Annotated in this window: 10 protein-coding genes; 6 read left to right on the top strand and 4 right to left on the bottom strand. The window is 53.8% G+C overall.

Annotated features, from left to right (window positions below; genetic code table 11):
* The first annotated feature begins 341 nt into the window (after positions 1 to 341).
* Positions 342 to 3,740, top strand: coding sequence for a beta-L-arabinofuranosidase domain-containing protein (locus FHS27_RS08845; RefSeq protein WP_221224968.1), 3,399 nt, complete (start codon positions 342 to 344; stop codon positions 3,738 to 3,740).
* Between the two features lie 78 nt (positions 3,741 to 3,818).
* The gene (locus tag FHS27_RS08840; protein ID WP_184304263.1) at positions 3,819 to 5,147 is read left to right on the top strand and encodes a basic secretory protein-like protein; all 1,329 of its coding nucleotides are present in this window, start codon (positions 3,819 to 3,821) and stop codon (positions 5,145 to 5,147) included.
* A 68-nt stretch (positions 5,148 to 5,215) separates the two neighbouring features.
* Here the strand turns inward: FHS27_RS08840 and FHS27_RS08835 are convergent, their stop codons facing one another.
* Positions 5,216 to 6,583, bottom strand: a complete 1,368-nt coding sequence (locus tag FHS27_RS08835; RefSeq protein WP_246419320.1) for a hypothetical protein — start codon at positions 6,581 to 6,583, stop codon at positions 5,216 to 5,218.
* A 278-nt stretch (positions 6,584 to 6,861) separates the two neighbouring features.
* Here FHS27_RS08835 and FHS27_RS08830 point away from each other — a divergent pair, with 278 nt between their 5' ends.
* The 4 genes from FHS27_RS08830 to FHS27_RS08815 all read left to right on the top strand — a co-directional run bounded on the left by FHS27_RS08830 (position 6,862) and on the right by FHS27_RS08815 (position 11,946).
* Complete coding sequence (locus tag FHS27_RS08830) at positions 6,862 to 8,199, top strand: asparagine synthase-related protein (RefSeq protein WP_184304261.1); 1,338 nt, start codon at positions 6,862 to 6,864, stop codon at positions 8,197 to 8,199.
* 45 nt (positions 8,200 to 8,244) lie between these two features.
* Positions 8,245 to 9,198, top strand: a complete 954-nt coding sequence (locus FHS27_RS08825; RefSeq protein ID WP_246419319.1) for a radical SAM protein — start codon at positions 8,245 to 8,247, stop codon at positions 9,196 to 9,198.
* Positions 9,198 to 10,739 carry an NAD(P)/FAD-dependent oxidoreductase gene (locus tag FHS27_RS08820; protein ID WP_184304257.1) on the top strand — a complete coding sequence of 514 codons (1,542 nt, stop codon included), beginning with the start codon at positions 9,198 to 9,200 and terminating at the stop codon, positions 10,737 to 10,739. The genes FHS27_RS08825 and FHS27_RS08820 overlap by 1 nt, the downstream gene beginning before the upstream one ends.
* A 316-nt stretch (positions 10,740 to 11,055) precedes the next feature.
* A complete protein-coding gene (locus tag FHS27_RS08815; RefSeq protein ID WP_246419318.1) occupies positions 11,056 to 11,946 on the top strand; it encodes a hypothetical protein in 891 nt (296 codons plus the stop codon).
* Between the two features lie 12 nt (positions 11,947 to 11,958).
* Here FHS27_RS08815 and FHS27_RS08810 read toward each other — a convergent pair whose 3' ends face one another.
* From FHS27_RS08810 to FHS27_RS08800, 3 genes are all read right to left on the bottom strand, one after another.
* On the bottom strand, positions 11,959 to 13,839 hold the full coding sequence (locus FHS27_RS08810) for a CRTAC1 family protein (RefSeq protein WP_246419317.1): 1,881 nt from the start codon (positions 13,837 to 13,839) through the stop codon (positions 11,959 to 11,961).
* 65 nt (positions 13,840 to 13,904) lie between these two features.
* Positions 13,905 to 16,673, bottom strand: coding sequence for a tetratricopeptide repeat protein (locus tag FHS27_RS08805; RefSeq protein WP_221224967.1), 2,769 nt, complete (start codon positions 16,671 to 16,673; stop codon positions 13,905 to 13,907).
* Positions 16,674 to 16,929: 256 nt separating this feature from the next.
* A complete protein-coding gene (locus tag FHS27_RS08800; RefSeq protein WP_221224966.1) occupies positions 16,930 to 20,808 on the bottom strand; it encodes an FG-GAP-like repeat-containing protein in 3,879 nt (1,292 codons plus the stop codon).
* Positions 20,809 to 21,074: the final 266 nt, after the last annotated feature.

Here is a 21,074-nt window from a genome sequence, read left to right as displayed (position 1 = left end):
GTCAGCAGAACGGTGCGACGAATCTCCCGTGCTGTGTCATACAAACTGATATATCGTGCGACACATCGCAATACCGTAGGCACGATAGAGAGGTTGAGGCAGATTGTTCTAGGTGCGCAAAAATGCATGGTTTTTGCGGAAGATCGCATGGCTCGATGAAGTGCGACAATGCAGACTTCCTAACGATCGGTACTCCCCCAACCCGTTTCAACTCAACTGTTTCTCTAATGCTATTCGTCCGCGTTTGTATCGTATTGCTCACTGTTATTTTGTTTTGGATGTCCAACCAGAGTGTTGGAATGTGCGGCGAAACCGGTGCGCGATCAGAACCGAGAAATCGCGTGTCGATCGTCGTCGCACCGGCGTTGGAATCGCAAGACGACTCAGCCCGCAATGGGAACTACGTTTCCAACCGATTGCCGTTGGTACCCAGTCGCTTGATCGCGTTGCCGCCCGGCGCCGTGACCCCACAGGGATGGCTCGCCGAAATGCTCCGTCGGCAGCGTGACGGATTGACCGGTCACTTAGGCGAGATCAGTGCCTGGCTGACCAAAGAAGGCAATGCTTGGTTAAGCCGCGATGGAAAGGGGAAATACGGCTGGGAGGAGCTGCCCTATTGGCTCAAAGGGTACATCGAGCTGGCCTACTTGATGGACGACCCTGACATGATCGCCGAAAGTGAATTTTGGATCGAGGGTGTTTTAGCGAGCCAGCGTGCGGACGGTGATTTTGGACCCGACCAACGGCTTGGAGATGGAACTCGCGACTATTGGGCCAACATGGTGATGCTTTACTGTTTGCAGTCCTATTACGAGTACGGTGAAAGTCGAGGTGAGGCGGACAACCGTGTTTTGGAATTGATGACGCGATACTTCCGGTATCAAGCAACTGTTCCCGACGACGAGATGTTGACCGGTTACTGGCAGAAAATGAGAGGTGGGGACAATCTGCAATCCATCTATTGGCTCTACAACCGAACCGGAGATGAGGAGTTGTTAGAGGTTGCGGAGAAGCTGCATCGTTGCACGGCGAATTGGACTTTGCCGAATGACCTACCGAATTGGCACAACGTCAATATTGCGGAATGTTTTCGCGAGCCCGCAACGTATTATTTGCAATCACGCGATAGTGGGCATCTGCAGGCGGCTTATGCGAATTTTCATGAGGTCCGGAAGCGTTTTGGCCAAGTGCCTGGTGGCATGTTTGGTGGTGACGAGAACTGCCGAGTCGGCTTTGACGACCCGCGTCAAGCGACCGAGACATGTGGTTTCGTGGAACAGATGTTGTCAGACGAGATCATGCTCCAAATTACCGGTGATCCCTTCTGGGCTGATCATTGTGAAAACGTGGCGTTCAATAGCTATCCCGCGGCGGTCATGCCCGATTTCAAGTCGTTGCGTTACCTCACTGCCCCCAACATGGTTCTCAGTGACGCGGCCAATCACGCGCCGGGAATTGACAACAGCGGGCCGTTCTTGGTGATGAATCCATTTAGTTCTCGCTGCTGTCAACACAACCATTCGCATGGTTGGCCTTATTTCGCCAAGCATCTTTGGATGGCGACCCCGGACAACGGTCTGTGCGCCGCCATGTACAGTGCGTCTGAAGTTAATGCAAAAGTTGGTGATGGAAAGCAGGTGCAGATACGCGAAACAACTCGCTATCCGTTTGATGAGAAGATTGCGTTGACCATTCAAACCGATGAACCGGTGACGTTCCCGCTCTACATGCGTGTTCCCAAGTGGTGTGAAGTGGCGTCGCTCGACGTCGCTGGTGACTTGGAGCAATTGGCAAACGCACACGGGAAATACGTTCGTATTGAACGAGAGTGGCACGATGGAGACACCGTCACGCTCGACCTGCCGATGCAAACGTCGCTGCAAACCTGGGCGAAAAACCACAATAGTGTCAGTGTGAATTTTGGGCCGCTCACCTTTTCACTCAAAATCGGTGAGCGGTACGATCGCAAAGACAGCAAAGAGACCGCGATCGGCGATTCTAGCTGGCAGCCAGGCGTTGATCAAAAGCAGTGGCCGTCGTATGAGATTCACCCAAGTACCAAGTGGAACTACGGATTGATTCTTGATCAAGATGATCCTGCATCTGGTTTCGAAGTGCATCGACATCCGTGGCCCGCTGATGACTTCCCATTCACTCAGGAGTCCGCTCCGATCACGATGTCAACGACGGCAAAGGTCATTCCGGAATGGACACTCGACAACCATGGATTGTGTGCGGTATTGCAAGACAGTCCGGTTCGCAGCGACCAACCCAGTGAGTCCGTTTCCTTGGTCCCAATGGGGGCGGCTCGACTTCGGATCTCGGCGTTTCCTGTGATCGGAGCGGACGAGCAGGCGAATGAGTGGAAGGCGTTGCCGAAGCCACGCGAGTCAGATTTCGTCATTACGTCATCGCATCGTTTTCATATGGATTCGCATGCCGCGATTGATGACGGGTTAGTCCCGGTTTCCTCTGGCGATCACAGCATTCCGCGATTTACGTGGTGGGATCACAAGGGAACACGTGAGTGGGTGCAATATGACTTTCCAGAACCGCGTGATGTTTCGAGTGTTTCTCTCTACTGGTTCGACGATACAGGAGTGGGGGAATGTCGCGTTCCACAATCTTGGAGATTACTTTACCGAGACGGACAAATTTGGAAGCCTGTGCTCATCGGCGAACCAAAGGCGGCACGAAAAGATGGATGGGACACACTTTCGTTCGCATCCGTTTCAACCGATGCGTTGCGAGTGGAAGTTCAGCTTCGTTCCGGCGTATCGGGCGGAATACTCGAATGGAAAGTGGGAGCTGTACCGCAATCGGAAACCACTGCGGCGATATCGGAAAAGCCACCTGCGTCACATCGGGTTCTCCTTGGAGGGAACGGTCGTTTGGCGATCGTTGAGCGAACCGGAGAAGTCGCATGGGAAATGCCATGGAGCGGAATTCACGATCTGCAACTGCTCGAGAACGGGAATGTTCTCACGCTTGATGGGCCAACACGCGTGGTCGAGATTAATCCTTCGACGCGGCAGGTCGTGTGGCGTTATGACGCCTCAACGCAAAATCGCCCCGACGACAGGCATTTCGAAATTCATTCCGCTCAATTACTTAACAACGGCAACGTGATGATTGCGGAATCGGGCGCTGGTCGGATCATTGAAGTGGACCGGCAGGGTAAGCTCCTCCGCGAAACGAAGCTTACTCTGGATCATTCGGATTCGCACAGCGACACGCGGTTAGTGCGGCAACTGGAGAACGGCAACTACTTAGTTGCTCATGAAGCCGATGGGATGGTTCGAGAATATGATTCTGGATCGGGAGACGTTGTTTGGGACTTTGCCGTTCCCATGTTCGGTAAGGAGCCCAAGGGCGGCCACGGTCCTGATGCGTTTGGGAACCGTTTGTTCTGCGCCATGCGTCATCCCAATGGAAACACTTGGATCTCTACTGGCAATGGCCATAGCGTGATCGAGGTCACTCCGGAAAAAGAAATCGTGTGGCAACTTCACCAGGATGATCTACCCGGCATTCGTCTTGGCTGGGTCACCACCTTGGAATTGTTGGAAAACGGCAACGTCGTTCTTGGGAACTGCCATGCGGGAGCAGGGCAGCCGATTCTCGTTGAAGTTATTCCGGATACTAAGCAGGTCGTTTGGGTGCTCGATCGCCACGACGACTTTGGAAATGATGTTTCAAACTCGCTCTTGATCGACCAGTCCGGAACCAGCATACGTTGATCCCGTTTTCGACAGTGGCTCTTCCACTCTGCGAGGTTTATAGATGATCGATCGGCATTCCGCTTGAAGGAGAACTCGATGTTGTTACGTTTGATGCTTCTGCCCGTCTTTGCGTTGGTTTGTGTGTGCGGGATTGCAGACACTCAGGTGCGGGTCGACCAGAATTCCGAAGAGAACGCTAACGAAAATTTTCGTTTTGAATCAGTCGCCACGCCATCAGCATTGGACGCGGGTAACCTTGCCAAAGTAAAGGTTGTTGCTGGAACGATTGATGCAAATTCGGCTGGCATTGCCGCTCTCAATGACGGGGTTGTCCCTGCAAGTCAGGATGCACCGAAGTCGAACTTTTTCTTTTCCGGTCGGAATCCTGGTCGATTGCTGTTTGATTTTGGAAGGCCCATTGATCTTCAGCAGATCAATACGTATTCCTGGCATCCGAGTTCCCGTGCTCCGCAAGTCTATCGGATTTACACCACGAATAGTGAGAAGATTGCAACGCAGACTCTTCAGAATCATGCCGGATTGATGGAAGCCGGATGGCGGCACGTCGCAGATGTTGATAGTCGAAAGACAGGTAATGAGCAGGCAACTCAGATCGCCGTTGGCATTCAAGGCTCCGACTCTGCTCAACTCGGCACCGTGCGGTTTGTTTTGATGCATGTTGAACCGACGGGGACCAATCGTGCTTTCGCTCAGACGTTTTTCTCGGAAATCGATTTTCTCGATGGGAAGTCCTACCCGCCACTTCAGCGGAAGCAAAATGAGGAAGCGGTTGATGTTCTCGTCATTGAAAACAAGTACAGCATCTCATTTGATACAACCGAGGTCCCCGAGCTTCGCACGTGGGTTCGCAACGATTTGATGCCGATTTGCGAGCAATGGTATCCCAAAATCGTCGCTGCTCTTCCGAGCGATTATTTCGAACCACCCACTGAGTTTTCCGTTACGTTTCGACAGAATATGCGTGGCGTCGCGTATACGGCCGGGAAAGATGTTTTCTGTGCTCGAGACTGGTTCGTGAAAAATAAGCACGGAGAGGGCGTTGGGGCAGTCGTTCACGAGTTGGTTCATGTTGTCCAGCAGTACCGATCACCTAGAGGAAACCGGGGGGCCCCCTTGGGGGAAAGGCCGTCTTGGTTGGTGGAAGGCATCGCGGACCATATTCGTTGGTTCCAATACGAACCCGAGGATCGCCGACGTCACTTGGATTTACGAATCGTGAATTACGATGACGGTTACTTTGCGTCTGCGACATTCCTCAACCATGTGATTGTTAATCACGATCGCGACGCTATCTCGCGACTCAATAACGCACTACGGTTTGGGCGTTTTCATTCTGGGCTATGGAAGGAGTGGTTCGGGAAAACAGCAGAAGAACTATGGGACGATTGCCAGAACGCGGGATAGACGTGATGTCAAAAGTAACGTCCAGTACGGTGTGCACCCGAAGACCAGCGTCAATTCGTCACTGAGATTCAAAGATCCGTTTTTGAAAACGGCGGTTTGTCGAGGTCCAGTCGGTAAAGGATTTGGTTGTAGTCGTAGCGAGGTGTCTTTGTCGCGTTTTTCGCGAACGTTGCGGTAAACGTACCTTCGAAAAGTAGTACTGGTGACCCCTTGGTGACCATGTCGCTGTGAATTTGCGGATTGTAGAAAGTGTAATTGTCGTGTGTGACGATCGGGATCGCGTTTCGCCAGGGGCCAAACGGAGACTCTGCCTCGGCATACCAAATTTCACCGAGTTCAGATGGTCTGCCGCCTTTCTGCGTGAAGATGGTAATCCATTTATTACGGTATTCGTTCCACGCAATGGTGCCTCGATGCGGGGTAATGGTTTGCTTGGAACCGTGCACTTCAACGGCATTGTTCGCGTCGATGGTTTCCCATTTCCCCGGTGATGCCCAATCTTCAAACGTCGCTCGGCACCGCAGTCTCGGAAAAGGGGCACCAAATAGGATCCAATTCTGATGGTCTGGATCGGTGTAGTGGATCGCGTGTCCATGAGGCATCAGCGGGGCCAGCGGATGCTCGGCGTCTTTCGTCCAAATCGTCTTGAAATGTTCAAATTGTTGGAGCTCTTGATTCCAAGAACAGAGCCCTTTCTCGTACTCCGTTAACATTCCCTCGATCTTTGAATAAGTCGCACCGAGACGCTCGCGTCCGTGTCGATCGGTAAGGTTGACCAGTCCGAAAAGCCAAGTGGGGCCCTGGCCAGGCATTTGGGCGATGTTGCGTGGGATGTTCTGGGGATCGGTGAAGTAGTTGTAACGAAGCTCGATCGGTGGCACGAGTTTCAAGAAGGGGCGAGGTGACGTGGTCGCTCCGGTCGTGTGGTATCGGCCCAGCGGGTATCCGGCGAGCGTCGTGTCTCCCCAAAGCCAGAATTTTCGGTCGCCCCATGTTGCGTTCTGAACGCTGTCGCAGCCGAGTATGTTTTGATCGGTCCAGTCGAGATGCTCGCCACATTTTTGAGATTCGGCAAAGAGCCCGGTGCCCGTCACGCGGCCCAGGCGTTGTGCGGGCAATTGGCGTTTGACTTCGATGACGTGGCTTTTTCCAGGTTGAGGCGTTAATCGGACCCCCATGTAGCCGAATCCATCGGGCTTGACACCGTAACCATGGCCACTGATTGAGAACCACGTTTCTGTGTTCATCAACTCAGGGAGATCGAATGCGATGACGCCTGCATTGTCTGAGACAAACCGAACGTGATGGTTCGTTTCGAGTTGAACGAGGGGGACTGGCCAACCGTTCTCTGCGTCAACAATTTCGATGCGAAAGGGAGGCTCCGCGTAGACAAACGCAGGTGCAATCACCAAGAACGGCAAAAGGTAGCGAATCATCGTAATGCAGTGCAGCAATGGAGGAAGGTGGGTGTGACGAAGGGAAAGCGACGAAACAAGTCACATTATCATAGCATGGTCATCATCGAGCACGGTCGAGACGGATCTCGTGAAGGCGGGGGCTGCGGCGGAATCGCATGAATCAGCATGCGTCCGTACGTTGCGAGTTGGGCGGCATCATGAGAGAATGAGTTTTCGCTCGACGGGGAGTACGCACGCGATTGCATCGCCCCCTATTTCGTTGTGAGTTTTAGAAGTCCGTCACCTAGAGAATGTCGATGTCAAATCAAAAGTTCGCGACCGTTGAACGCCTGGTTAATTTGTTGGACCCCGATTCGAATGTTCTGTTCAACATGGCAATTGATGAGGCGATCGAACGGGTCGGGACAGGTGAGCCTGAGAAGGTGCGCGAGATCGATGGGCAGTTCGCGTTAGTGCACAAAAACGGAAAGATCGTGCGTTTGGCTCGTTCGATTGGCCGACCGATGCGTTACTTCCTCGCCAAGCAGGCGGCCGGCCCTGTCTTGATTATTGCCGAACGAATGGATGAGATCCGCGATCATTTGGAGAAGGAAGGAATCGCCGATCAGTTTCATCCGTCGTACACTCGAATGGTTCCGGCCCACTATGTGACCGAACTGTCGCTCGTGGGGTGTCCTGATCCGAATCCTGTCTACACGCGTTTTTTGACGCAGCACGCCAACGAGTTACCCGCGGATATCGACGCGATCGGTAAAGCGTATATTGGCGCTCTGGCGAACGAAATTGATTCGTGGATCGATTCGATTCCTGAGAAAGAACCGATCGGTGTTCTATTTTCAGGCGGTGTCGACAGCGGGGCGGTATTGACGCTCGCGTATCACTCGCTGCTGAAGCGAGGTCAGAACGCACAGCGGCTTAAAGCGTTTACGTTATCTGTGAATGAGAACGGAAGTGATTTGGATCAGGCGTCTGAGTTTCTAAAAACGTTAGACATCGATTATTTGTTGGAGCCGATTCAGGTGGATGCATCGAGTCTCGATTACAAAGATGCGATCCGCACGATCGAAGACTACAAGCCTCTCGATGTTCAAGCGGCGACAATGGCGATTGCGGTATTGAAGGAAGTTCGGCATCGATATCCGGAATGGAAGTACTTGCTCGATGGTGATGGCGGTGATGAAAATTTGCGTGATTACCCGATTGAAGAGAATCCCGAGCTGACGATCCGAAGCGTCTTAGGGAACCCGTTTTTCTATCACGAAGGATGGGGCGTGGATAAAATCAAACATTCGCAGACGTATTCGGGTGGACAAAGCCGAGGCCACGTTCGCACCTATGCCACGGCAGCCAAGTATGGCTTCGAAGGTTTCAGTCCATTCGCCACATCCGAGGTAATTGAAGTTGCGGAGAAAATTCCGTTTATCGAGTTGACGGATTGGGATCACGAAAAACTTTATTCACTCAAAGGCAATGTGACGCGTGCCGGTGTTCATGCGATTACCGGAATGATGATGCCCGTGTTCGAGAAAAATCGCTTCCAACGCGGGGCAACGTCCGAGTCCGATTTCGCAGCGGTGTTTCCTGATTCTCCGTTGGCGTATCGGCAGGCGTTCGCGGAAGTTTTCAGCAACTAGCGGTTTGTAAACGCTCGGCAATCGATGGCTTTCAACACACGCGAAATGGGTCGAACCACATTAACGACCGAAGAGATTCTTCGGCTTCGCGGGCAAAAAAATATCGTCTCGCCGACCAAGCCTTATGCGTTTTTAGTTGAGCCCGAGTTGGCTGAATACGGCAACGTGGTTGATGTCGCGACCATCTTTCTGACGAACAGGGAGTGCCCTTATCGTTGTCTGATGTGTGACTTATGGAAGAATACGCTCGACGTGCCGGTGCGGGATGGTGATATCGTCGAGCAGATGCGATACGCGCTCGAGCGGATGCCCGATGCGAAACGGCTGAAACTCTACAACAGTGGTAATTTCTTTGACGCTAAGGCGATTCCTCGTCGAGATCGAATCGAAATTGCGACGCTCTGCAGACGTTTCGAAACGGTCGTCGTCGAAAATCATCCGAGCCTCTGCAATCAGCAATGCATTGAGTTTAAAGATCGGCTCGATGGAAAGTTGGAGATTGCGATGGGGTTGGAAACGGTTCACCCCGAAGTTTTGCCTTTGCTCAACAAGCAGATGACGTTGGACGGTTTTCGACACGCGACTGAGTTTCTTTGTGTAAACGATATTTCTGTTCGCGCTTTCGTTTTGCTAAAGCCTCCGTATCTCAATGAGAGAGAAGGTATCGAATGGGCAGTGAAATCGGTTGAATTCGCAGTCGGATGCGGGGTCTCGTGCGTTGCAGTGATCCCGACCCGGCCGGGAAACGGAGCCATTGAGTTATTGGCTGAGCGTGGCGATTATTCTCCTCCCCAATTGCGGTCTCTGGAATCTGTTCTTGAGCAGTCACTCGCAGGGCCAAAGACATATCGTGTTTTTGCGGATCTCTGGGATGCAGAAAAGTTTTCATCCTGCAATGAATGCATGGCGGCCCGAATTGAGCGAATTGGCCAGATGAATCTGACACAGACGGTGCCGTCGCCAGTGCAGTGTCACTGCGGTGAGGTCGAGCCGGTTTGATGAAGATTGATTCAGACGTTTTGATTATTGGCTCGGGTTTCGGTGGTTGTTTGACGGCGCTTTCCCTCCGCAAACTGGGCTATCGAGTTTGCGTGGTCGACAAGGTGACACACCCACGATTCGCCATTGGTGAATCGTCGACTCCTTTGGCCGACCGGATTTTGAAACGCCTTGCAGCTCGGTTGGAATTGGATTGGTTGGCTCCGCTGAGTGCGTACGGAACGGCACAAAGCCTTGCGCCCGAGGTGACGGTTGGTTTGAAACGCGGGTTCAGTTATTTCCACCACGCTCGTGAAACCGCTTTTGAGCCTTGCGGGAACCATGCTTCAGAACTGTTGGTGGCCGCGAGTACGTCGGACTCTATCTCGGATACTCATTGGTTGCGATCGACGGTTGATCATTACATCGCTCGCCAGTTAGCCAACGCGGACGTAAAGCTGATTGAAGGTTTTTCGATTGAAAAAATCACGAAGGGGAATGATTGCTGGTTAGTGCGGGGCACGTGTCAGGGAGGGGCTGGTCATGATGATGTTGGAGGTCCATTGGAGTTGACCAGTTCGTTCATTATTGATGCCAGCGGTGCGGGTGCAGTGCTCGCCGACGTTGCCCATCAACGTGATATGAGTGGTGAATTGAAAACCAACACGGGAGCGATTTTTGGCCACTTTTGCGACGTAAAGGATTGGAACGACGTTTATATTGGGTGCGGAGGTGAGCATCATGCGCATCCCTACGTGTGTCATTATGCGGCAGTCCATCATTTGATCGAGGAAGGTTGGGTATGGCAGCTCAAATTTGACAACGGGGTGACGAGCTGCGGTGTCGTTTTCGATCAAACGCAAGCGGACGGAGTTGCGATCAACGAGGAAAATGCCGAATCGAATTGGCGTCGGATCCTGCGAAAGTATCCTTCGTTAGAAACTCAGTTCGCGAAAGCGCAATTGGTCACGCCCTCCCGTCTCGCTGCCAAGGAGCGTCTTCAACACTTGCGAATGCCTGGGGCCGGCGAGGGGTGGCTTGCTCTACCTTCAGCGGTCGGTTTCGTCGATCCGCTGCACAGTACGGGGATCGCCCATACGCTGGCGGCGGTTGAACAGATTGCGGAGATGTTCTCGCAGTGCAAAGGTCGCGTTGAGTTCCCCACGCATGAAAGTCTGTTGGATTACGGGACGCAGGTACATGCTGAAATTTTGTGGATCGACGAACTCGTTTCTATGTGCTATTCGGCGATGTTCGATTTTTCGTTATTTGCCACTGCAACCATGACCTACTTCGTTGTCGTGACAACGGCGGAGCGCGATGAGAGTGACGGTTTCCTCAGCGTTAGAAATCTCGAGCTCGTCGAATGTGTCGGCCAGGTGTCTGCTCGCGTTCGAGAACTGCGACGCAGGCACGATCATGGTGTGATCTCCGATGACGAAATTTGTACTGCGATCGCTTGGATTCGCGAACGCGTCGAACCTTACAATCGTGTGGGGCTGATGGACCCCGCCAAGCGGAATCTTTATCGACATACCGCGCCGAGCGACAAGACCGTCTAGGTGATGGTGCTTTGATGAGTCAAAAGCTTTCGTGTTTTGGAGGCGTTCTTTGCGCTGCGTGGCTTGATGTGTGGCACCAATCGATGCGTAAATTTCAGATGTTGCCTTGTGGAGCACCCTGTCGACCGCGGGGAGGTTATTATAGCCGTTGGTCGCGAAGGCCGGATCGATTCGAGCCGGTGACGTCGCACCAACCTCGTTCCTAAGCATCTTCTTTTGTATTTTTACTGCAGTTCCTGAAATGACGAAGTTTTTTACTACTCCAACGTGCCGCGACTTGGGGTTCTTGGATCGGGCAATCGCGAACCGTTTCACGATGGCAGTCTTTTTCGTGATTGGGATCACAGCATTCATTTCTTCGGGGGCCAACCTGAACGCACAGGAGAAGGTCGTTTCCGAAGAGAGCGGTGCTGCTCAAAAAGCGGAGGCTGAGGCACCGCAGGAACAGGAGAAAACGGACCCCGCATACCCGTTGGCCGTTGCGGTCGACGGCGACGATATCTACTGCGTGGATCTCGATTTGCCGGGAGTGTGGATGGCGGGCAGTTCGCGCGAACTGTTTTGCCGTGGCAGTCGTTTTCTTCGCAAGCCCATGAATCGGCCACGGTGCATCGTGATGCATCCAGGTGGAGGTGTCTTGGTGGGCGATTCGGCAACACGAGAAGTCTACAAAATCGATGGCGTGAATTCTGAGCCGATCGGATTGACCGATGGTCACATCGGGATCCCGATGGCACTCGCGATCGATGCCGCCGGCAAAATGCTCTACGTCGGCGATGCCGAAAAGCGTGCAACATTCCGCCTGCCGATCGACGGGGGCAAACCAGAGTTGGTCGCCCGGGTGAACGCGCGAGGGTTAGCCTTCGACGCCGACGGCAATCTGTGGGCGGTGACTCCTGATGCAGTTGCGATCGTTCGTATCAACGTCGAGACGAAGGAAGTCGAAGAAATTGTTACTGGTCGTCCTTTTCAATACCCCAACGGAATCTGTTGGGCGGGAGACCACGGTTACGTAACGGACGGATACGGCAAATGCATTTGGACATTCACCGCCGACGGGAAAAGTGAAAAGTGGTACGAAGGCGAACCGTTGGTTGGACCCGTTGGAATCGCCCTTACGGAAGATTCCTTGTTCGTCGCGGATCCCAAGCAGAAGCAGGTGTTTCAATTTGATCGCGATTCGAAAGAGTACAAGACTCGCCTGTAGGACGATTTTGCACTACGGCTCCACGTCGTCGGCAGTCGCGTCCGTTCCCGTGCCTTGGATGAGTGTGATCGTTTGATCGATGGCATTGACATCGAACCGTTCGGAAACGCCACCAGGCCAGGTGACGACGATTGAGTCGACGGCCGGCGACGCACCGAGCCCAAACGTTAGTGTTTTTTCGCACTGACTGAGGTAACTTCGTGTTGGCATGACCGTCCGTGTGAGGGTGCGATTTTCGAGGGACAATTCTGCGATTGCGCCGATCGCGTCACGGTTGCATTGAGTTCCCTCTAGTTTGACCCGAAGGAAGTGATGTTGGGTCTGTTGGTCGTTACGAAAGACAGCCGGACGTGAATGGCTCGTTGCAATGACGACATCTTCGTCGCCATCACTGTCAAAGTCGGCGAAGGCGGCACCTCGGCCGACGATGGGTTGGTAGAACGCCTCGCCGACGTTGGATTCCTCCACGAGGACCAATTCCGTTTTGGCTTCGCGGCCCGCGTTCCAAAACAGTTGCGGCGACTGTTCATAACGCTGCGTCGCTTGCGTTTTTGCGATTTCCTCTTCGAGGTGTCCGTTCGCACCGAGCACATCGAGTCGGCCGTCTAAATCGACGTCAAAAAAGAACAGCCCGAACGTGAGCCCCTTTCGCGTCGGAGGCCCAAATCCGGTGTACATCGCCGCGTCGATGAATTGGCTGCGTTCGGGACGGGCCATGTAAAGAGCACTCGCTTCGTTGGCGAAGTTGCCGATTCCGATTGCGAGTGTTCCGTCGTCACGGAAGGCGGCTGTGTCGATTCCCATCGCGCCGCGTGCGTTGCCGGTGCTACGGTCGAATGCAATTCCCGACAACCGTCCGATTTCGGAAAACGTTCCGTCCTTGTTGTTTTCGAATAAGAAATTTCGGACGGTATCGTTTGCGACCAGGATGTCCATCCAGCCGTCGCGATTGACGTCAACCGGTGCCAGCCCCATCGCTTTGCCGAGCGGAACGTTGGTGTCGTCATTGCGCATTTGGATGCCAGCCGACGCGGAGACGTCCTCGAACGAACCGTCTCCTCGGTTCTTGTACAGATATGAAAAGGAACCCGCGAACGCGCGGGGAGGCCCATACGCGCGTGTTTCGCCATCGAGAGTGAAATCCTGACTGAGATCGTTCTCTTTGCTCCATGACACATAATTGCAGACGAAGAGATCCAAAAGGCCGTCGTTGTTGTAGTCAAAGAATCCGCAACTCGTGCTCCACGCGTCCTCGGCGCCCCCGACACCCGTCTCGACGGTCACGTCGCGGAAGACGCCGTTGTCGTTTCGGTACATGCGGTTCGTGCCAACGGCGGAGAGGAAGACATCGCTGTCACCGTCGTTGTCATAGTCACCTACCGCGACGCCCATTCCATAGAGAGTGACGTCGAGCCCCGTTTGTTCAGAGACGTCGTTGAAGTGAAAATTACCGTCTCCTTCCAGCAGTTGGCATGGCGAGGGTGTCGCGTGGCGTTCATCCCACGGCCAATAGCAAGAGTTGACTAACAGGAGGTCTTGGTTCCCATCGTTGTTGTAATCGAGTACCGCAACACCGCTTCCCATCGTCTCTGGTAGCAATCGTTCGCCGTAACGCCCCGATTGATGTGTAAAATCGATTCCGCTCTGTTGACTGACTTCGGTCATCACGAGCGATGGCATCGTTGCGTCACCGATTTCACGGACCTCTGGTAACGTGACTTCCGTTTCAATGGACTGTTGCGTTTCTTGGTTCAATTTCAGAAAAAGAACAATCGCAATTACGGGTAATCCCAAAACGGCAAAGAGGGTCAGTGACCCGCGTAGCGCGGAGCCGATCACCGCATCATTTTCAACGTCGGGGTGTTCGTCGACGTACTCGGTAGAGGATGGCATCTTAGTCATGCGTTTCGATCAATCGGGGGTGCGTTTGCGCGTCTGGATCAAGGTGACGTTGAGGATCACGGGGTCAAATCGTAGATCACGAGATCTTCGGCCGCGTGATTTGCCGCGGGATATCGTCTTCGCGCGGCAGGAATGGCGACTTCGGCGGCGTTATCATCGGGTTTGTATTTCGCGTGAAGCATTCGGTGATGTTCCGCTTTTTCAGTGTCGCCGCTCCAAGCAAAGATTTCAGCGAGGTTGGCGTGGGCAGTGACGTTTTCGGAATCGACTTCCAAGACTTTCTCAAAGTGCATTTCGGCTTCGGCGAGCAAACGCTCAGAGGCGTCGCTGTCGCCTTGGACCTCCGCACGCTGAAATAGATCTACGAGCGTTAAGCCGAGTTGGTTTCGCACTTCGTAATCGAGCGAAAAATCAAAGCCACGTTCCACGATTTTGGTTTCGAGAACGTTTCGGAGTGATTCAGCGGCGGCGTCGAGATTCCCTTGCTGTCGGTTCACAATCCCACTGAGCCAGCTGTGTGTCCATGACGGTGGGAGTGGTTCCATCGTGGCAGCGCGATGAAGCGATTCGGTCGCTCCATCGAGATCGCCTTCGGTGAATTGCACGCGTGCGAGGTTAAGCGGGCCGTCGAAGCGGCCGAGTTCCTCGACGTGACGAAACGCGTCGGCGGCCTGCCTCAGTTCGGCTTTGCCTTTTAGGAGCATCCCGATTCCGTAGTCGTTCCATCGTTGCCAAAGCGGAAATGCGTCAGGTTCGGTCTTGGTTTTTGGTTCGTTGTTCACGTCGCCGAAATCCAGAACGAGTTTGTCGCTGGCGATCTCGATGATTGGTAAGTCGTTCGGATCTCCAGGGCGACCGAGCTCCAGTTTGTCACGTTTCGGGTCGCGATCGCGGCGAATGTAGTCGAGATATTCCGTGTCAAACTTGCGATAAAGCAATCTAGCAGAGATCTCGATCGGTTCGGTCGAATCGGTAGGTGTGGTCAAACGGTAGTGAACGGTCTGGCCTGCCCCGGGCGGGATTTGGTGGCTGTACAGAGGAGTGAAGATATCCTGGGCGTTACGACGATTGATTCGATTTCCATCTCGGTCCAGCATGAACGTATTAACGAAATGAGAGTCGGGTTCGACGGCCTCGCGATCGTCTCGGTGACCGCTGCGTCCGATCACATTGCCCGCCTGCGTCGCCGTTAACTCGATCCATATCTCGTTCGAGTCCGTTGTTCCTTGAGTGAAGTGGTGACCGAGCGTTAGCGTCCGAAGTACGGTCTCGATGAGATAGGTTTCACCTGGATCCACTTTGGTGCGATCGCCTAAGGGCGCGATGAGTTCGCCGTTCACTGAACCTCCCTTACGCAGTCCAAAGAGGTCCACACGCAGGGTTCCCTGTAGGTAATCGCGATGTCTCTGAACGCCTTCCGTGTCACCCATCCAATACGCGAGCGCCGTATTGGCACTAGGGAAAAAGTGACTGTGAACACCAAGGCGACCGAGTTCGTCCATGTATTTCGCCCCGAATTCATCGGTGGCGAGAGCGGGCATGTGGCACTCGTTGCAATTGGTTTGAGCTTTGGGGGGGTAGTAAAAACTTCTCGCCCCGTGTCCCGAAACGCCCGACAGTAAGTAGCTGTCGTAGTGATTCTGCCCGCGGAGAAATTCCTTGTAGTTGGTTACTTCACCGGGGAGCGAAACTTTATGGCATACGCTGCAGAATTCTGCTTCCTTATGAAACGGTTTCAACATTTCGTGTTTGTGAAACCTCGGTTTGGCTTTCACCATCAACGAATTCAATTCTTGCAGCAGTGGGTTTTCGCTGTAGGCAAACGGGTAATGTTGAGGTTCGGCAATGGTGTAGTCCGCGTTGCCGACGTTGCTGTTGACGGACTGAATTGAATGGCAGGCGACGCAGGTCAGCCCCGCGTGTGCGGTCGGATTTTCGACATCGTCGTAATTTGGGTCATCGAACTCACCCGAGAAAAACGGCACGGGGTCGTGGCAACCGGCACACCAACGCGAGGCCTGGACGGATCCCATGCGTTCGAGCGACACTCGACGCGTTTCTCGGACGGATGCTCGATAGGCAGGGTTGTTGAAACTGCTCAATCGGTGGGCGCTATGGAACGCCGAATTCGACAGATCCTCATGGCAGCGAAGGCAGTAGTCGTCATTCATCAGCGTTTCAGCAGCGATGAATTTCCCTGTCGCGGTGCGAGCGAGTGACGGTTCAAAATATTTCTCGCCTTGCAAAGGTGCTTTGTTGCCGCTGATGCGAGGGTCGGACGCTTGGAACGCGACCATCGCAGCGACGATGACCGTGATCGCGAGCACAACACGCTTGCCGACATTCCACTTGATTCGAGGACCGACTAGGCGATGCAGCCAATAGAGCCAGATGACGGCCAATGGGGCAATCAGGTGAGCCCAATAAACAAAACTCCGGCTCGTGGGGTCCACGATCGCGATCGATCCCACCCGCATTAGAAGCAGTCCTGTGACTAAGATCGCGATTGCGACGGCGAACAACGCGTAACCAATTTTTACCGCCCGACGGTTTCGTCGCTTGCGACTGCGGACCATGTGTAGCAGGCCAAAACCGATCGTCGGGACGATCAGCAACAACCCCAACGCGAGGTGCACCAAAAACATCAGTTGGTAGAAGTGGTCTTCGTAAATTCGGCCCGTGAAGTGTTGCAGCCACGTAATCGAAGTGAGATAGAGTCCGTTGGCTAGCAAAACGCCGAATAGAATCAACACCAAGTGCAACACGACTCGTAGTCTGGGGGTGACCGGGCGAACGGGTGGCTTCGACGAGGAAACAGTTGGCATTGAATTTGGTTGCTTTTGATGATTGGCGATGAACCGTTGCGTATCAGTCGCGTGACGCGGGGCGTCCGAACTCATTTGAAATGGCGGGAACGATTATTGAGTTGCGGGGCAACTCCCGTTGTAGGTCAATGGCGCGTGTGCGAGACCGCGCGACAGAAAATGTTGATGCTTTGCATGCATTGGGGGATTCGAATTGGATGCTCCATATTCTAGTCGATTTCTGAATGCCAATATGTTGATTTGCGGACGGGAAATGCTATTTCGCGAATCGCATCGCGGGTGCCTTCTGTTCGCGGTACCAGAATGACCGGAACGTTTGTTCTCGCCCGAGATGACCTTGGTTGAGTTGGTTGACCACGACGGACTTGGGGTGTTGATTCACTCCCGGAGGATACTGTTTCATTTCACGAAATGGAAGCGGCCCGATCTGTTGCCCGGTGAGCGTGTTCAGATCGGCGTCCTTGTCCCATCCAACGCTGTGCAGGATGAAATCACGCGTCCAGCCTACCGGCGGATCGTTTGGTGGAACTGCGAACTCGAGTCTGATCTCGTCTCCGCCACTGATCACCGCCATCTGATCGTCCCATTTGTTCACTAACTCCATGCAGTCGCCCTCACGAGAAAGCTTGCCTCGTAACGGAGGCCAACGCGACGCAGGCGACGCGTCGTGGTAGTCGTAGACTTCCGGTTGACGAGGTCCCTCTTTGATGCGGCGTGAAAAGCCGTGAAACGCGATGTTCGCTGATAGCAGTTCACAGTCTTGTGTCACCGTGTCAGTGGTTTGAGATTGCGTCACCACCTCGGCCCCGTCCCAGTAGATTTGCGCGGAAGTGCGCACGCGGAATCGGGGATCCTTCGCGTTCACAATGTCGGTGACGTCGACCACAATCGTCTTGGTTTTTCCACCCGGGAAACCCATGAAGGGAATCGCTTTCTTCCATCCGGAATCGCTCGAATTGTCGGGAACCCAGACTGATGGAAATTCAATCGGCGCCAACTCGGGATTCTGATCGATTTGAATGTTCAAAGACGCGTCCGTCGGCATGATCCATCCAGTAAGGATCAGGTAGATCGAGGTTGATGAATCCTCACGAGAAGCGATCGTTTCTTCGATGAGTTTGTCACCGAAATCGAGGTCGATCCAATGCGGTTCGCACAAACCTTGTCGAAGACGACGATCGAAACCTTGAACGAAGTCTTGATCGATTCTAGTGAGCTTTGCTGTCACGTCGTTGCCGGACGTGTCCACTGCATGTCGAACGGGATGTCGATCACTCGGTGCGAAGGCGAACGTGGTTGGGGTGGCAATGTTGCCGGGGCCGACTTTTTCGTTGGTCCAGACATCGACATCGGTTGGGTGATCGACCGCGCTGAGTTGCACTTCGTCAAAGTAGGCAACCTCCCACAGTTCCTCGGTGATCCGCAGTTCGTACTTGCCGTCTTTGGGACGAATGTTTCTTCCGTCGAGTTTGAGGTATTCCCACGGTCGGTCTTTGGCAACAACGCCGTGAGCGACCTGCAGTCCGAGTGGCGCAGCCCACAGACAATCAGTGACAAAGGCGAATCCTTCTCCGTCCCAAGCATACAAATAGGGGCACGAACCCTTGAGCGTCTGTTCTTCTTCGACGAGTGAATCGATTGGAGGATTTGCGATCGTTTGGGTCAGTCCGTTCGGCAAGATCGCCCGCACGCTCCCTGCTTGATCGAGCCCATCGAGGCCGAAATGCGTTGACGGCGACGTGACGATTCTGGCGCGGTAGTGCGGGCCAAATCGGGCTTCCAGAACGCTGCCGATCGCGTAGTGATTCACTCGTCCGCTCGCGTTATCGTCGATGCCCTTGAACCGTAAATTGATGTAGTGCCCGATCGGAGTACTGCGATTGTTCATCACCACGATGTCTTCGTCGGATGCCGATGCCAGGTCGATGCTCCCGTCTTTGTTGAAGTCCGCGTGTGTAAGATCTCGTGACGGATTGAATGCGTCAATTGGTTCCCATGACGACCACCCCCATGGGCCCATTCGTGAAAACTCGCCATTCGCGATCGTTTCCATCCATGAATCGTTGTCGATATCGACAACAACTGCATTTTCCGAACCGTGTTCGCTCGTTTCTACTCGGTCGACGACCCAGGCGCCGGCGTCGGCTGTGTGTGAAAACACGATTGCTGAGGTCGAAGTTCCGCCGATGACAAGGTCCCAAGAGACGTTCCCGTCGATGTCTTCAATCGCGAGTGACCCTGCGCCGTCAATCTTGGGGATGTCATCGAAGTATCGCCCACGAAATTGTAGGTGCAGCATGTTTTCCAAAATCCCGACGCGACCGGACGATGCGTGTGTTGTCACGATGTCGAGGTCCAAGTCACGATCGAGGTCGGCGATCGCGAGCGATGAAATTGGGTCGTCGGTCCCGAATTGTTCACCGGAATCCGGGTGTTCAAAGAACGTGCGATTGCCGCGATTGATAAAAATGCGGACGCCGCTTTCTTTCGTCGCGAAGACAAGATCGAGGTCACCGTCGGCTTCTAAATCTCCCGCAACGGATGCCGTGACTCCTTGAATGTCCCCAAGTCCAAGATCCTGTTCGACGACTTGTAGGCGGGTTTGATCGGTTGCGGTCGTTCGGCCATCGATGCGAATCACACGCACGCCTTCGTCGCCGCAGGCAATCAAATGCAGGAATGTGTCGTGACGTGAACTCGATATCCGCTCGCTGTCATCGGAGTTTGCGCGATCGGCTCGCAAGCGTCCCGGAGAGCTGCTGTCGACGATGAACAGGTCGGCAACGAAGATTTCGGACGGGACGATGTCTAGTACAACCTGTCCGGCTTTCTGCCAACTTTTTTCGTCATTTTGCCAGAGTACCACTGTTCCTCCGTCGTCCGAACTCACGAGGTCAGAGTCAAGATCAAGATCAAAGTCGATCGCTTGAACGATTCGACTCATCGATGAATCGGCGAGTGGGACGCTTTCATATTGAATTTTCGAAGAACCCTTCGCGATCGGAGATTGCTCGGCAGCTTTCGCGGAAAGTTCACGAAGAGAGTCAAAATTTAGCCGGTCCAACGGGTGAGGCATGGCGCGGCGACGGTCGGTTTTCATGATCTCGCTGCTGTTGAGAACATTGAACCACAACAGATTGCGATTCTCGGCCGTTTGCCAGTCTTCAGATTTGATCGCGGAAACGATCTCTTCGACGAGTTCTCCCGGAGTCATGCCGATCGTTTGGGTGTCGGCACTGATCAGGGGTTCGATCGCGGAGGTGAGTTCGCGTGAGCGTTTGATGTACACGGCCGCTCGCTGGTTGCGGTCTTCGATGTTGAGTCGTGCGGCCCTCAATGCAAAAAACAGGTTGTCGGGATGGTGGTCAGACAACGCCGCAAACGCTTTGCCTGCGTCCGCCAGAACTTTTTGGGGCAGCCCGTCGATCGGATCTTCCATCTGGTCGACGACTTTCGCCATCACGCCACCGAGGATCATCGAACGAGAGTCCTTTCCGAGATCGCTTTGAATCGTCTTCGATAATCGTTCGTAAACCTCTCGCCGAATCGATTTGGTCATCGAACCGGGCAGTAGCGATGCTTCGTGAAGGTCGACTTCCGAGCTGAGCCACTGTGAAGTGATCGGATCCTTCGAGACCTTTGCATACGCATCAATCGCAATTCGGGCATCCGAAATGGCGTCAGGAAGCTTTGATCGTGCTGCCTTTTTCTCGTCTCCGTCGAGAGCCGCGTTGGTCGCCTGAGATGAAAGCGTGTCCACTCTCAAAACACGATTGAGCGCCCGGTTCAATGCGATCGAGGCATCTTCGGGCGATTGCTGATGGAGTGTGCTCCAGTTCGCGTCCGCGCTGACCAAATTGAGGTTTTCGGTTTCCGCTAATGCGAGCCGTGTTCGTTCGAGTTGTCCGTCACTGGCTGAGGTCTCGGTATCGTTCGAATCGGCTGTTTGCGGTTCCTTGTCTTTGGTTTGCAGCATCACGAATGCCGTGATCAATGCTAACGCGACAACGCCGACGGCGCTAAAAATGATCCGCCGCGATTGAGGTTGAACTGCAGATTGATCCGTGTTTTGTTCAGAGGGCGTGTGAGCGTCACGGGAGGGTTTACCGCTCTGGTTGAATTTCTTTTTGCGCATCCGTTCCTCGGAAAAATAGCGATTGCGTCGGCGTGCCGTTGGGATTGGCGGCACCGGTGGCCCACGTCTTGAACGTCTAAGGTTCTTGTTTCGTGCGGACACAGCGTCGCAAATAAATGCTCGACGCTGATTTGCCTATGGTGGCAGAGTGGGCCCGAATTGCAAGCATCGTAGCGAACCAGAACGGCACGCGTTTTTCAGTTTCGCGTCATGCAATTTCGAAGCTAGGATCCTGACGTAAGTCTAACGCAGCGGAGTGCGTCGTT

Origin of the sequence: Aporhodopirellula rubra (assembly GCF_014192335.1) — a bacterium.
Taxonomy (GTDB): domain Bacteria; phylum Planctomycetota; class Planctomycetia; order Pirellulales; family Pirellulaceae; genus Rhodopirellula; species Rhodopirellula rubra.
This window is presented reverse-complemented; position numbering and strand designations above follow the sequence as displayed.